The sequence below is a fragment of the uncultured Limnohabitans sp. genome, from assembly GCF_937889215.1.
Taxonomy (GTDB): domain Bacteria; phylum Pseudomonadota; class Gammaproteobacteria; order Burkholderiales; family Burkholderiaceae_C; genus Limnohabitans_A.
This window is the reverse complement of the sequence record NZ_CALBEX010000308.1, coordinates 1-12,788: the sequence shown is the minus strand read 5'-3', so window position 1 is coordinate 12,788 and position 12,788 is coordinate 1. Positions and strand designations below refer to the sequence as shown.

General features: G+C 56.4%; 11 protein-coding genes and 1 pseudogene. 7 read left to right on the top strand and 5 right to left on the bottom strand.

The features are described from left to right. Positions 1–62: 62 nt before the first annotated feature. On the bottom strand, positions 63–1,058 hold the full coding sequence (locus Q0341_RS07925; protein ID WP_299511860.1) for an aldo/keto reductase: 996 nt from the start codon (positions 1,056–1,058) through the stop codon (positions 63–65). A gap of 280 nt (positions 1,059–1,338) precedes the next feature. On the opposite strand from Q0341_RS07925, the gene Q0341_RS07920 reads away from it, so the two are divergent. The 6 genes from Q0341_RS07920 to Q0341_RS07895 all read left to right on the top strand — a co-directional run bounded on the left by Q0341_RS07920 (position 1,339) and on the right by Q0341_RS07895 (position 7,730). Next, entirely contained in the window at positions 1,339–2,643 is a 1,305-nt protein-coding gene (locus Q0341_RS07920; protein ID WP_299511858.1) for an ABC transporter substrate-binding protein, read from the top strand. 159 nt (positions 2,644–2,802) lie between these two features. Then, positions 2,803–3,687 (top strand): branched-chain amino acid ABC transporter permease, encoded by an 885-nt coding sequence (locus Q0341_RS07915; protein WP_299511856.1) that lies wholly within the window; start codon positions 2,803–2,805, stop codon positions 3,685–3,687. Further along, on the top strand, positions 3,687–4,643 hold the full coding sequence (locus Q0341_RS07910; protein ID WP_299511854.1) for a branched-chain amino acid ABC transporter permease: 957 nt from the start codon (positions 3,687–3,689) through the stop codon (positions 4,641–4,643). The genes Q0341_RS07915 and Q0341_RS07910 overlap by 1 nt, the downstream gene beginning before the upstream one ends. Beyond that, the gene (locus tag Q0341_RS07905; RefSeq protein ID WP_299511852.1) at positions 4,640–5,410 is read left to right on the top strand and encodes an ABC transporter ATP-binding protein; all 771 of its coding nucleotides are present in this window, start codon (positions 4,640–4,642) and stop codon (positions 5,408–5,410) included. The genes Q0341_RS07910 and Q0341_RS07905 overlap by 4 nt, the downstream gene beginning before the upstream one ends. Positions 5,411–5,412: 2 nt before the next feature. Next, positions 5,413–6,057 (top strand): ATP-binding cassette domain-containing protein, encoded by a 645-nt coding sequence (locus Q0341_RS07900; RefSeq protein WP_299511850.1) that lies wholly within the window; start codon positions 5,413–5,415, stop codon positions 6,055–6,057. 29 nt (positions 6,058–6,086) lie between these two features. Further along, entirely contained in the window at positions 6,087–7,730 is a 1,644-nt protein-coding gene (locus Q0341_RS07895; RefSeq protein ID WP_299511848.1) for a class I adenylate-forming enzyme family protein, read from the top strand. 78 nt (positions 7,731–7,808) lie between these two features. On the opposite strand, the pseudogene Q0341_RS07890 reads toward Q0341_RS07895, so the two are convergent. The 3 genes and pseudogenes from Q0341_RS07890 to Q0341_RS07880 all read right to left on the bottom strand — a co-directional run bounded on the left by Q0341_RS07890 (position 7,809) and on the right by Q0341_RS07880 (position 10,613). Then, positions 7,809–8,632, bottom strand: a pseudogene (locus Q0341_RS07890) (ABC transporter permease). 75 nt (positions 8,633–8,707) lie between these two features. Beyond that, entirely contained in the window at positions 8,708–9,586 is an 879-nt protein-coding gene (locus Q0341_RS07885) for an ABC transporter ATP-binding protein (protein WP_299511846.1), read from the bottom strand. A 1-nt stretch (position 9,587) separates the two neighbouring features. Continuing rightward, positions 9,588–10,613: an ABC transporter substrate-binding protein gene (locus Q0341_RS07880; protein ID WP_299511844.1), complete on the bottom strand. Its 1,026-nt coding sequence runs from the start codon at positions 10,611–10,613 to the stop codon at positions 9,588–9,590. Between the two features lie 361 nt (positions 10,614–10,974). On the opposite strand from Q0341_RS07880, the gene Q0341_RS07875 reads away from it, so the two are divergent. Next, the gene (locus Q0341_RS07875) at positions 10,975–11,766 is read left to right on the top strand and encodes a fumarylacetoacetate hydrolase family protein (RefSeq protein WP_366522758.1); all 792 of its coding nucleotides are present in this window, start codon (positions 10,975–10,977) and stop codon (positions 11,764–11,766) included. Here the strand turns inward: Q0341_RS07875 and Q0341_RS07870 are convergent. Further along, the gene (locus tag Q0341_RS07870) at positions 11,749–12,762 is read right to left on the bottom strand and encodes a 2-dehydropantoate 2-reductase (protein ID WP_299511862.1); all 1,014 of its coding nucleotides are present in this window, start codon (positions 12,760–12,762) and stop codon (positions 11,749–11,751) included. The genes Q0341_RS07875 and Q0341_RS07870 overlap by 18 nt on opposite strands. Positions 12,763–12,788: the final 26 nt, after the last annotated feature.

Here is a 12,788-nt window from a genome sequence, read left to right as displayed (position 1 = left end):
AGCAGGCCCTACTTCATTTTCACCAAGGTGCCGCTCGCAACACCTGACAAACAAGCTGCGTTTCAGCGCCCATTCAAGGGATAAGACGAATCGTTGTATCCGGGCGTAGAGGGATGACCCATGGCCACCAAGCTGTTGACGATGGCTTCGTCTTCGGCGGTGATCTCCACATCCAAAGCGCCTGCGTAGTCTTGCCACTGCGCCAGCGTGCGGGGGCCAGCAATGACAGCGCTCACATGGCGGTTGGCCAAGACCCACGCGGTGGCAAAGTGCGCCAACGATACGCCTTTGGCCTCGCAATGCTGGCGCAGGGTTTGCGCAATCTGCAGCGACTCGGCCCGAAACTCGGTTTCCATGATGCGTTTGTCACCACGCGCGGCACGGCTGCCTTCGGCGGGCGTTTGGCCGGGTGCATATTTGCCCGTGAGCACCCCGCGTGCAATCGGGCTGTAGGGCACCACGCCCAAACCGTAATGTCCACACGCTTCCAGCACTTCTACCTCGGGCAAGCGGTTGAGCAGGTTGTAATAAGGCTGGCACACGACCGGCCCGGGCATGTTCATCTGGCGTGCCATGTTCACCATTTCGGCAATGCGCCAGCCCCGGAAATTGGACACGCCCCAGTAGCGGATCTTGCCGTCGCGCAGCAAAGCTTCGATGGCACGTAAGGGCTCTTCCAAGTTCATGCCGTTGTAATCGCGGTGCAGGTAATAAATGTCCAGATGGTCGGTATCCAAACGCCGCAAACTGTCTTCACAAGCCCGCAGCATCCAGCTGCGCGAGTAACCTTGATGGTTGGGCTGGTCCGACATGGGGTTGCCAACCTTGCTGGCCAGCACCCACCGATGGCGATGCCCCTTGAGGATTTGACCCACCATCTCTTCGGACTGGCCCAGTGTGTAAACGTCGGCCGTGTCGATGAAGTTGCAGCCCTTGTCCTGCGCATCGGCCACGATGCTTCGCGCATCCTCCAAGGGGGTCTGGTCACCAAACATCATGGTGCCTAGGCAAAGACGGGAAATTTTCAAAAGGCTGGTGCCTAGGGTGGTGTATTTCATCAGGAAGTCTCGCTTATGGAAAAGGACAAACCCCAATAGTGCCACCCAGACAGCAGAACGGCAATCCAGAAAAATATCCAGGCCCCGGCCCGCAGCTTTCAGTTCTTATGAACTGTCAATCTGTCGCTGCAGGGACATGAGGGTTCCCAACTCCGAAATTAAGATGAATCGCAGATGGGTCGATGAGCGAGGCACATATTGGCAATGCGTCAATCGCTCTGACACCCATTCAATTTTCGGTTGAATTTTCAATTTATTTCAATGACCAGGAGACAAAGCAATGAACCATAAGACCGTCATCATGAAGTTATCGAGCGTGGCCGCCACGATGGGCCTGTTGTGTGCCGCATCTGCGCCCGCGCAAGCAGAAGAGACTTTCCGCGTCGGCATCATTAGCTTTTTGTCTGGCCAAGCTGCAGACAGTTTTGGCATTCCTGCAGTCAATGGCGCCAAAATTTTGGTCGATGCCTTCAACAACGGACAAGCCCCCGCGCCTTATGACAAAAAAGGGTTTGGCGGCATGAAGTTCGAAGCCGTTTACGTGGACGAAGCCGGTGGTGCGACCAAACAAGTGCAGGAATTGCGCAACCTGTACGACCGCGAAAAAGTCGATGCTGTTGTCGGTTATGTCGGCTCAGGTGACTGCCTGGCTGCGGCTCCTGTTGCGGAGGAAATGAAGAAATTTTTGATTCTTTACGATTGCGGAACACCCCGAATATTTGAAGAGAAAGATTACAACTACGTGTTCCGTACAGCCGCACATGCGACCATGGACAACGTGTCTTTAGGACGCTATCTCAAAGCCAAAAACTTCAAAGTCGACACCATCAACTACATCAACCAAGATTACGCTTGGGGGCATGATTCTTTGAAAGACTTCCAGTTGACGGCCGCCCAACTGTTCCCCGAAGCCAAAACCCAGCAAGACTTGCGTCCCAAGTTCGGCGCAGGGCAATATGGCACTGAGATCTCATCACTTCTGTCCAAACCCGCCACCATCACCCATTCCAGCCTGTGGGGTGGCGACTTGCAGTCCTTCATTTTGCAATCCGCCCCTCGGGGTGTGATGCGCCGCTCGCAAGTCATCCTGTCTGCGGGTGACCACGTTTTGCCGGGTTTGGGACAAAAAATGCCTGACGATGTGATTTTGGGAGCCCGTGGTGCCTACGGCTTGATGTCGCCCGATACCCCACTCAACCGCTGGTGGTTCAAGTTGTATGAGGACAAATACAACACCATCCCCGTGCAAGCCCCTTACCGGATGGTTCAAGCCTTGTTGGGTTTGAAGCTGGCCGTTGAAAAAGCCACGGCAGCCAATGGCGGGAAAAAACCAAACCATGAGCAACTGGCTGCAGCGATGAAAAATTCCAGCTGGGAATCTCCAGCCGGCATGATTCGCATGACCAACGGCAAGGGCCACCAAGCCATTCAAGACACGGCCATCGGTAAAACCAAATACAACCCGGCCAAAAAGCGCGTTGACATTGTGGACATCATCCGGTTTCCAGCCGAGTGCGTGAATCCGCCAGCCAATATAAGCTCAGAGGAATGGATCAAGAGCGGCTTTAAAGGCGCCAAATGCTGATTTGAAATCAGACACGCAGGCATGGCCACCCCCGGTTAGCGTTATCCACACGCATGCCGGGTGCTGTGATGCCACGGGTCTGCGCGCATCGGCTTGCAGAAAATGCAAGCCGATCTTTTACAGCGTCCCTTCTTTGGTGGAATTTGACCGATGCTTGCATTGACCATACTTTTCGACGGCATCATTTACGCCTCATGGCTGTTCATCGTTGCTTTAGGCCTGACACTGGTGTTCGGGGTCCTCAAAATTTTGAACATTGCCCATGGCAGCTTCTACGCGGTGGGGGCTTACGTCACCGCTTCTTTTGTGGCTTGGTCGGTGGCTCTTGGGCTCTCACCTGTTTGGTCTCTTTTGGCCATGGTGTTGGCCGCTGCAGCTGTGGCCTTGGTGACTGCACCGCTGATCGAGCGGTTTTTGCTGCGCTCTTTTTATGGGCGAGATGAAGTCTTATTGGTGCTGGTCACTTACTCCCTCTTTCTGATCTTGGAAGACGCGACCAAGCTCATCTGGGGTGCAGTGCCTTACTACGTGACAGAGCCTTACATGCTCTTTGGACTGCTGGAAATGGGCCCTTTGTCCTATGTCGGCTACGACTTCACGCTGATTGGCTTTGCCATCGTTTGCGGCTTGGGTGTTTGGTGGGGCCTGAACCGAACCCGCACCGGAAAAATCGTGCTCGCCGTGATTCACAGCAATGAAATTGCGGCCAGCATGGGCATCAATGTCGCACGGGTCTGCACATGGGCTTTCGTATTCGGCGTGTTTTTAGCCTCCTTGGCAGGTGCCATGACCGCGCCCATGATTTCAGTCCAACCTGGGCTTGCATCTGGGGTCATCATCGTGTCGTTTGCTGTGGTCATCATTGGGGGATTGGGCAGCATTCAGGGCGCCGCCATCGGCGCCATCATTGTTGGCCTGGCCAGAGCCTTGGCCGTTCACACCTGGCCGGCAGCTGAACTTTTCAGTATTTACATTGCCATGGCCATTGTGTTGGTGTTCAGACCTGAGGGTTTGTTCCAACGCGTACAAGCGAGGAAAATCTGATGCACACAAGCCCGTTGAAAACCTTGCGCATGGGTGCATTGTTGGTTGTTGTATTTTTACTGGCCGGGCTGGCAATGCCCAAATGGCTGCTCTTTTTGTCGACCATGGCCCTATCGCACGGATTGGTTTCTCTGGGCATTGTCATTCAAATGCGAAGCGACGTTGTTTCGTTTGGGCAAGGCTTTGTTTTTGCTGCAGGCGGATATGCCACGGCCCTGGCCGCCAATCACTTGGGCGTCACCGATGCCATTTTGATGGTTCTGGTGGGCGGCTTTGCTGCCACACTGTGCACCTTGCCGTTCGCCCCTTTGCTGTCACGCTACAGAGGAATCTTTTTCGCCATGCTGACCTTGGCCATCTCCATGGTTCTTTATGGCATTTTGGTCAAAACAGAAAGTTTGGGTGGCTCAGACGGATTCAACGTCAGTCGACCCACTTTGTTTGGCCATGCCATTGAAGCAGGCGAATCCAATTGGTTGCTTTACAACTTGGCCGTTGTGGTGGTGGGCATCATCGCCACACTGGCACGCATCTATGCGGACTCGGTCAGAGGTTTGGTGTCTTTGGCAATCCGCGAAAACGAATTGCGCGTCGAGTATTTGGGCGCATCGGTGTCTCAATCGATTGCCTTCAATTTTCTAATTGCGGCCTTCATGGGTGGCGCCGGTGGGGCTTTGACGCTCATGTCCTTGGGCCACATTGATCCCAACTTCAGCTACTGGACGACCTCTGGAGAGTTTGTTTTTGTGGCCATCTTGGCCGGTCATCAAAGCATGCTGGCTGTGTTTTTGGGCTCTTTTGTGGTCGAAGTTGTCCGGTCTTTCTCTAACCTCTATTTCCCCAACACCTGGCAACTGGCCATGGGCTTGTTCTTGCTGGTCGTGATCCGCTTCCTGCCCCGAGGTTTGGGGAGCTTGTGGATGGACAAGCGCGCCAAGAAGGAAACTCCGCCATGAACAACACCTCCACCAAGACCATGCTCCGAGCGCAGGGGTTGAAAAAATCATTCGGCGCTGTCACAGCCGCCGATGACGTGAACATCGATATCCCAGCAGGACAACGCGTGAGCCTGATTGGCAGCAACGGTGCCGGCAAAACCACGTTTGTGAACATGGTCACCGGCTACCTGAAACCCGATGCGGGCCGCATCGAATTGGATGGCCAATCGATTGAAGGATTAGGACCACGTCAAATCACGGCCATGGGCATTGCACGTTCATTTCAGATTCCCCAACTGGCGCTGGACATGACGACCTTGGACAACATGTTGGTGGCTGCAGCCTGCAACGATGGCCAGCAATCGTTTTGGCAACCGGCCCACGCGTCGCAAAGAATTGAACGGGCCGAAGCCTTGCTCGAAAAATTCGACCTGACGGCCCATCTGCACCGCCGCGTTGCCGAACTGCCTGGTGGCGTGAGAAAACTGCTGGACATTGCGATGTCTTTGACCGGCAAGCCCAAATTGTTGTTGTTAGACGAGCCCACCAGCGGGGTATCTGTGGACGAGAAATTCCCCATGATGGACACCATTTCCGCTGCCTTGTCGAGTGAAAATGTGACCGTTTTATTTGTTGAACACGACATGGAAATTGTGACCCAGTACTCCGACAGGGTCATCGCCTTTTACAGTGGGCGAGTGATCGCCGATGACCAACCCGAAGCCGTCCTGAGCCACCCTGAGGTTCAGCGCTACGTCACAGGCACGCTCAAACAAGGCCATTAAAGATGTTGAAAATTGAATCTGTTGATGTCACCATCCAGTCGGTCCAAGCGCTTCGCGGTTTTTCACTAAATGTATTGCAGGGTCAAATGGTGGGCTTGGTGGGACGCAATGGTGCGGGCAAGACCACGTTGTTGCGCACCGTCATGGGACACCTCAAGCCCACTGCAGGCCATGTCGAATGGGCCGGTGTACCACTCAACCAGCAAGCCCCTCATGCGCGAGCTGCATTGGGCATCGGCTACATGCCTGAAGACCGAGGGCTGGTGCCAGAACTGACGGTGGAGGAAAACATTTTGATTCCCGTTTGGGCCTCAAAGACCCTGCATCCCCAAGACCGCCTAGAGAAGGTGTACGCAGTCTTGCCTGAGTTGCACGACATGAAAGACCGCCGTGCGCTGCTGCCGTCGGGTGGGCAACAAAAATTGGTCGCATTGGCTCGTGCCCTGGCTGTGGGCACGCGCTTGTTGTTATTGGACGAGCCCTTTGAAGGCGTGGCCCCGGCCCTGTCGCAACGCTTGTCGGACGTGATTTTCGGGCTTCGCGGCAAAGACATGACTGTGGTCATTGCGCAGTCAGAGTTAAACCACGCAGCCTCCATGCTGGACCAAAAAATTCTCATCGAGCGCGGTGCCAATGCCATCCCATGAGTGGGCCTTCACCTTGCTTTTGACCCGCCATGTCCGAACTTAATTTACAGACTACATCGGTCTGGCATGGTGCGCCCTTGCCCGCTGTTCAGGCCGAATCGCATTTTGGCGACAGAGTAGTTCAAGCTTTCAAGGACAGAGCGCACAGCATTTTCGAGTTGCTCCAAAACACCGTCACTCAGCACCCGGATCGACTGGCCCTGGTCTGTGGCTCTGAGCGATTGACATGGCGCGAAGTCGACGTTCAAGCCGCACGCCTGGCAGCGTGCTTTGCACATGCGGGTCTGGTCGCAGGGGGCAGGGTGGTTTTATTTCAAGGCAACAGCACGGCTTTTGTGATGGCCTTCATGGCGATTCAAAGGCTGGGGGCCATCGCGGTGGCCGTCGGAGCGCGCGAACAGCGTGCAGGCTTGACCTGGATATTGCAACACTGCGGGGCAAAAGCCGTGGTTTGTGATGCGGATCTGCTCGACCGTTTGCCTTCACAGGACGAAGCCCTTGACTGGCAATGGACTCTTGTGAACGGGCCTTGTCCTGAACCCAGCGCAGCATGGGGCCGCGTTTTTTCATTTCAAGAAGGCTTGGCTTTTGACCCACTGACAGAAGTTGCACCCGTGCATGAAGAGGACACGGCCATCATTTTGTACACCTCCGGTACCACGGGGCGTCCCAAGGGGGCCATGTTGACGCATTTCAATGTGCTGCACTCGGTTCAGCATTACGTGACCTGCATGGGCTTGAGTTGTGATGACCGGTCCATGCTCGGGGTGCCTGTGACCCATGTGACCGGATTGATTGCCAACTTGATGAGCATGGTTGGTGTAGGTGGCGCTTTGTTGATCCTGCCCAGTTTCAAAGCCGATGATTTCTTGCAAATGGCCGAGATGGAGGGCATGACCCACACGCTGATGGTGCCAGCCATGTACAAGCTTTTATTGATGTCGCCCCGCTTTGACAAATTCAACTTGAGTTCATGGCGCATCGGTGGATTTGGTGGGGCTCCCATGCCGCCGTCCACCATTGACGAGATGGCCGTCAAATTGCCACACCTGCACTTGCTCAATGCTTACGGTGCCACCGAAACGACATCACCCACCACTTTGATGCCGATGGGAAAGACGCGCGACCACTTGGACTCTGTGGGACAAGTTTTGCCCTGCGCGCAAGTGCTGGTGATGGACGAGCAAGGACACCAACTCCCACCCGGCGTGGTCGGTGAACTTTGGATATCAGGCCCCATGGTGGTCAAAGGCTATTGGAATGATGCCGCAGCAACTGCACGAGAAATGACAGCGGGTTGGTGGCACTCTGGAGATTTGGGCTCGGTAGATGCACAAGGCTATGTGAGAATTTTCGATCGCAAAAAAGACATGATCAACCGTGGCGGGTACAAGATTTTCAGCGTCGAAGTTGAGAATGTTTTGCTCGAAATTCCCGGCATTGTGGAAGCGGCGATCGTCGGCGTAGCCTGTCCTGTTTTAGGTGAGCGGGTGCATGCTGTTGTTCACACCTTGCGGAGTGATTTCACTTTGCAGAATCTGCAATTTTTTTGCGAAAAGCGGCTGGCCGATTACAAGGTGCCCGAAACATTGCGCATCAGCGCCCATCCTTTGCCTCGCAACCCGAACGGCAAGATCATCAAGCGAGAATTGCGGGCACAAACCGTGCAATAAAAAAGCCCTGACCGCTTTCACTGGTAGGAAGTTTCGTCCAAAGAGCGAGACATTCAGCCCACACGGGAAACCAAACGCTCACAGCTTTTCAGTTTCGCCGCTTTTGGGTTGCCACTTCATGAGCCGATGTTCGATTTTTCCGACCAGGGTGTCGAGCAGCAGCGCAAAGCTGGTCAGGACCAAGATGCCCGCCATCACGGTGTTGATATCGAACATGCCCTCGGCTTGCAAGATAAGGTAACCCACCCCTTGGCTGGAGCCCAGGTATTCACCCACCACCGCGCCCACAAAGGCCAGACCGAGGTGTGCAGCGAGCTGAACACCCAACTGGTGGCGCTGGGCAAGTAGACATGGCGCAGCAACTGGCGCTGGTTGGCGCCCAACATGCGGGCGTTGGCCAAGACCACGGGGCTGACCTCCTTGACGCCTTGGTAGACGTTGAAAAACACGATGAAAAACACCAAGGTCACGCCGAGCGCCACTTTGGAGCCTATGCCCAAGCCAAACCAGATGGCAAAAATCGGGGCCAAGATGATGCGTGGCATCGAGTTCAAGGCTTTGATGTAGGGCTCCAAAATGGCCGAAGCCATGGGCGACAAGGCCAGCCACAGACCACAGGCCAGGCCGCTGCTAGCACCAATGGCAAAGGCCAAAATGGTCTCGGTCAAGGTGATGGCCAGGTGTTGGTAGATGTCGCGGTCCACCACAAACCACATCCAAATACGCTCAAACATGCGCAAGGGTTCTCCAAAGAAGAAAGCCGCTTGTCGGTCGTTGTCAAACATGAAGGGCGGGATCAGGCCCGGCTTGGTCATGACGTGCCAAAACACAAACAGCAGCACCAAAATGCCAAGCTGCCAAAAGCGCAAGGTTGCGGTTCGGGGTTTGATGAAATTCCACATAAACGGGTCTTGTGTCGGTGAAGGCGCTGCAGGCGCGTGGGTGAACGAGGATGGGCGTGCGCAACCAGGCGGTGATCAAGCCGCCTTTTGCAATTGCTGCTGATAGCCCTTGAGAACTTCGGCGCGCAGCACGTCCCAGATGCCCTTGTGCAGCGCCATGAAGCGCGGCGTCATCTTGACCTCGGCAACATCGCGTGGGCGCTCGATGTCGATGGCAAATTCGCCCATCGGGCGGGCCGCAGGACCGGCGCTGAGCACCACCACCCGGTCGCTCATGGCAATGGCTTCGTCCAAGTCGTGGGTAATGAACAGCACGGCCTTGCGCTTGCTGTGCCACAACTCCAGCACTTCGTTTTCCATCAACTGGCGGGTCTGGATGTCCAGCGCCGAAAAGGGCTCATCCATCAAAATAATGTCCGGGTCCATCACCAGGGTTTGCGCCAGGCTGGTGCGCTTGCGCATGCCCCCACTCATTTGATGGGGATAGCGGTCCCCAAACCCACCCAGCCCAACACGGCGCAACCAGTCTTCGGCCTGCTCTTTGGCTTCAACAGGCGGGGTACCGCGGAACTCAAGGCCCGCCATCACGTTTTGCAAGGCGGTGCGCCAGGGCATCAGGCTTTCGCTTTGGAACATGTAGCCAGCGCGGGTGTTGATGCCCTCCAGCGGCTGTCCAAAAATGCGCACCTCGCCTTTGCTCGGTTGCAACAGCCCTGCGGCCACATTGAGCAAGGTGCTTTTGCCGCAACCGGTGGGTCCAACCACGCTGACGAACTCGCCATCGGCCACGGTCAAGGACACCTGTTCAACCGCGGTGTAGCGCTGGCTGCTGTCTTCGGCGTTGACGAAGGTGCAAGCCACACCACGGAGCTCAATCGCTGGCACTTTGCCGCGGGCTTGATCGGTTGACGGCGTCAGGCCAAGGGCCTCACTTGGCGCAGAGCTAGGGTTCATGTCAGCCCTTGGGATATTTGGCATTGGCTTTCTGAACAAAGTTGTTGGTGTAGACCGCATTCAGGTCGAGCTGGGCAGCGCCCAGTTTGGCGTCCACACTGGCCAACGCCCGAAAGGCTGTGTCGGGCCCTTTGAGCGGGAAACGGCCATCGGGAGACAAGGCCTTTTGAGCGGCCAGGAAGCCATCGATGTAGACCGCACGGTCGCCCAGCAAATATGCCTCTGGCACCAATCGGATGATGTCGCCGGGACCGGCTTGTTGAATCCATTTGCTGGCCCGCACCATGGCGTTGGTGATCGCCTGTGCGGTGTTGGGGTTTTTGTCCAAAAAGGGCTGCGGGCAATACAAGCAACCTGCCGGCATAGGGCCGCCAAACACCTGCTCGGCCTCCGAGACGATGCGGGTGTCGGTGACGATTTTCAGGTCACCTGAGCGCTGCAGCAGGCTGATCACCGGGTCGAGGTTGCTGATCGCGTCGATCTGGCCCGAGCGCATGGCTGCCACCGCGCCATTGCTGGCACCGACCCCCACAAAGCTGACATCGCTGGGTTTGAGCCCCGCCTTGGCCAACACGAAATTGGCCAGCACATTGGTCGAGCTGCCGGGCGCGGTGACACCAATCTTTTTGCCTTTGAGATCGGCCACCGATTTGAAGTTGGGCATGGTCTTGGGGTTGATGCCCAGCACGATCTGGGGCGCCAAGCCCTGCAGCACAAAGGCGCGCATCGGTTGGCCTTTGAATTGCATGTTGACCGTGTGTTCAAAAGCGCCGGACACGATGTCGGCGCTGCCACCCACCACCGCCTGCAAGGCACGCGACCCGCCTGCAAAGTCAACAATGGTCAGGTCCAAGCCCTCTTGCTTGAAGTAGCCCAGTTGTTCAGCGACGGTCAGCGGCAAGTAATAAAACAGATTCTTGCCACCCACGGCAATGCTGACCTTGGTTTTTTCAATCCCTTGGGCCAAGGCCAATGAGGGCAGTGCGGCTGCGGCGAGGCCGCCGGCAATCAGGTGTCGTCTTTGCATGGTGTGTCTCCGTCGATGGTGGCGTGATGCCCCAGTGTTGTTGAGCCAAGACCGTGATGGACTTGAAGAACCAATGTTAGCGACACACAGCCGCCCTTAAATCCGGGCATACCCGCAGGCACAGGCCGTTTTATCACTCGGGCGACAGGTTTAAAAATGTCAGCGACACCAGATCGGATGCTTCAGATCGGGTCTTGTGCGAGCCCTGACAAAAACCCGCGACTAGCCATTCTTGTTTCAGCGCAAAACCACTCAAGCACTCACGCCATCGCACACTTGGCCCAGCTTGCCCAGGGTGCACAGGGTGCAGCCTGGCGTTCAAAGCTTGGAGGCTGGAGACCATCGGATTGTTTACACTGCAATGTGGCCAATACAAAGGGAGCTTGCGATGCGGTGGTTGAGGTACTTACTTGATGGCAAGGTGATGACAGGTGTGCTGGAGCAGCAGACGGTTCATGAGCATGGCGGCACCCTGTTTGAAGCCTTTAAGCCGACCGGCAACACCGTGGCGGCTGACGGCTTGCAATGGTTGCCCCCGTGCGCGCCAGGAAAAATCATCGGGCTATGGAACAACTTCCGGGCTGCCGCAGAAAAGAATGGTTGGTCGGCACCCACAGAACCCCTTTATTTTTTGAAATCACCCGGCGCAGCAGCGGGCCACCACCAAGCGATTCCAGTGCCATCGAGCTACCCCGGGCGTGTGGTGTTTGAGGGCGAACTGGTACTGGTGATTGGCACCACTGCGCGCCACGTCAGTGTGCAGGATGCGCCCCAACACATTTTTGGCTATACCTGCGGCAACGATGTCACGGCGCTGGAGCTACTTCACCGCGACGCTTCGTTCCCCCAATGGACGCGGGCCAAAAGCTTTGACGGCTTTGCGGCCTTCGGGCCGGTGATTGACACCGATTTCGATGCCGCGAGTGGCCAACTGCGCACGCTGGTGGACGGCCGGGAGCGTCAGAACTACTCCTTCAGCGACATGTTTTTCAGTCCGGCGCAGATCGTGTCCCACCTCTCGCACGACATGACGCTGGAGCCAGGAGATCTCATTTACTGCGGCACGTCGCTCGGTGTTTTGCCGATGAAGGCTGGTGCCACGGTGGAGGTGCTGATCGACGGCATCGGCACTTTGTCAAACCGATACGGGTAGAAGCTGCAGACGGCCTTTGTGCTGGGCCATCGTGTGGGCCAGCAGTTGCGTGGCAGCATAAATGGCGTCGATGGTTGGCGTTGGCGTTCCGGTGATGCGTCCCAATTCAACGACCGAGCCCACCAGCGCATTGAGCTCCAAAGCGCGACCGGCTTCCACGTCTTGCAGCATGGATGTTTTGTGCGCGCCAACCGCCTGCGCGCCTGCAATGCGTTTGTCGAGCGACACCTTGAATTGCACCCCCAGTTTTTCGGCAACACTTTGCGCTTGCGACATCATGTTGGCAGCCAACTCGCGCGACGGACCGAAGGTGCAGATGTCTTCCAGCGTCGCATGGGTCAGAGCAGAGATGGGGTTGAAACTCAGATTGCCCCAAAGCTTGAGCCAAATTTCGCTGCGGATATCTTTGGACACAGGGGCCTTGAAGCCAGCGCGCATCATCGCTTGAGAAAGCGCCTCGATACGTTCACTGCGACTGCCATCGAGCTCCCCCAGTGTGAAGCGGTTGCCTTCAATGACCCGCACGACACCCGGCTCGATCAGCTCAGCTGCCGGATAGACGACGCTGCCGATGATGTGCTCAGGCGCAATCGCTTGCGCTAATTTTCCGGCGGGGTCTACGCTCTCCAGGCTGCGCCCGGCATAGGCCCCTTCCAGTTTTTGAAAGTACCACCAGGGAATACCGTTGATCATGGTCACCAGCAGTGTCTTGGGCCCCAACAGTGCGCCAAGCTCTGGCAGCAGGTCGACCACTTGATGGGCTTTGACGGTGAGCAACACCACGTCTTGCACGCCGGCGTCTGACATGCGCTCCACGGCTTTGGCCGCAGGTGCATGAAGCGCACTTCCGTCTTCCAGGATGAGGCGAAAGCCGTTAGCCTGAATCGCCGCCAGATTGCGGTTGCGCGCGATGAAGGTGATGTCTTCACCCGCAGCAGAGAGCCTGGCACCCAAATAACCACCAATCGCGCCTGCACCAACGACCGCTATTTTCATCAAGAGCACCCCACCGCAAAGCTGTG

Excerpts from the sequence above, each read along its gene's own strand:
- Q0341_RS07900 (WP_299511850.1), top strand. The coding sequence starts at position 5,413 with ATGTTGAAAATTGAATCTGTTGATGTCACCATCCAGTCGGTCCAAGCG.
- Q0341_RS07905 (WP_299511852.1), top strand. The coding sequence starts at position 4,640 with ATGAACAACACCTCCACCAAGACCATGCTCCGAGCGCAGGGGTTGAAA.
- Q0341_RS07880 (WP_299511844.1), bottom strand. The coding sequence starts at position 10,613 with ATGCAAAGACGACACCTGATTGCCGGCGGCCTCGCCGCAGCCGCACTG.
- Q0341_RS07875 (WP_366522758.1), top strand. The coding sequence starts at position 10,975 with ATGTGGCCAATACAAAGGGAGCTTGCGATGCGGTGGTTGAGGTACTTA.
- Q0341_RS07870 (WP_299511862.1), bottom strand. The coding sequence starts at position 12,762 with ATGAAAATAGCGGTCGTTGGTGCAGGCGCGATTGGTGGTTATTTGGGT.
- Q0341_RS07895 (WP_299511848.1), top strand. The coding sequence starts at position 6,087 with ATGTCCGAACTTAATTTACAGACTACATCGGTCTGGCATGGTGCGCCC.
- Q0341_RS07885 (WP_299511846.1), bottom strand. The coding sequence starts at position 9,586 with ATGAACCCTAGCTCTGCGCCAAGTGAGGCCCTTGGCCTGACGCCGTCA.
- Q0341_RS07925 (WP_299511860.1), bottom strand. The coding sequence starts at position 1,058 with ATGAAATACACCACCCTAGGCACCAGCCTTTTGAAAATTTCCCGTCTT.
- Q0341_RS07910 (WP_299511854.1), top strand. The coding sequence starts at position 3,687 with ATGCACACAAGCCCGTTGAAAACCTTGCGCATGGGTGCATTGTTGGTT.
- Q0341_RS07920 (WP_299511858.1), top strand. The coding sequence starts at position 1,339 with ATGAACCATAAGACCGTCATCATGAAGTTATCGAGCGTGGCCGCCACG.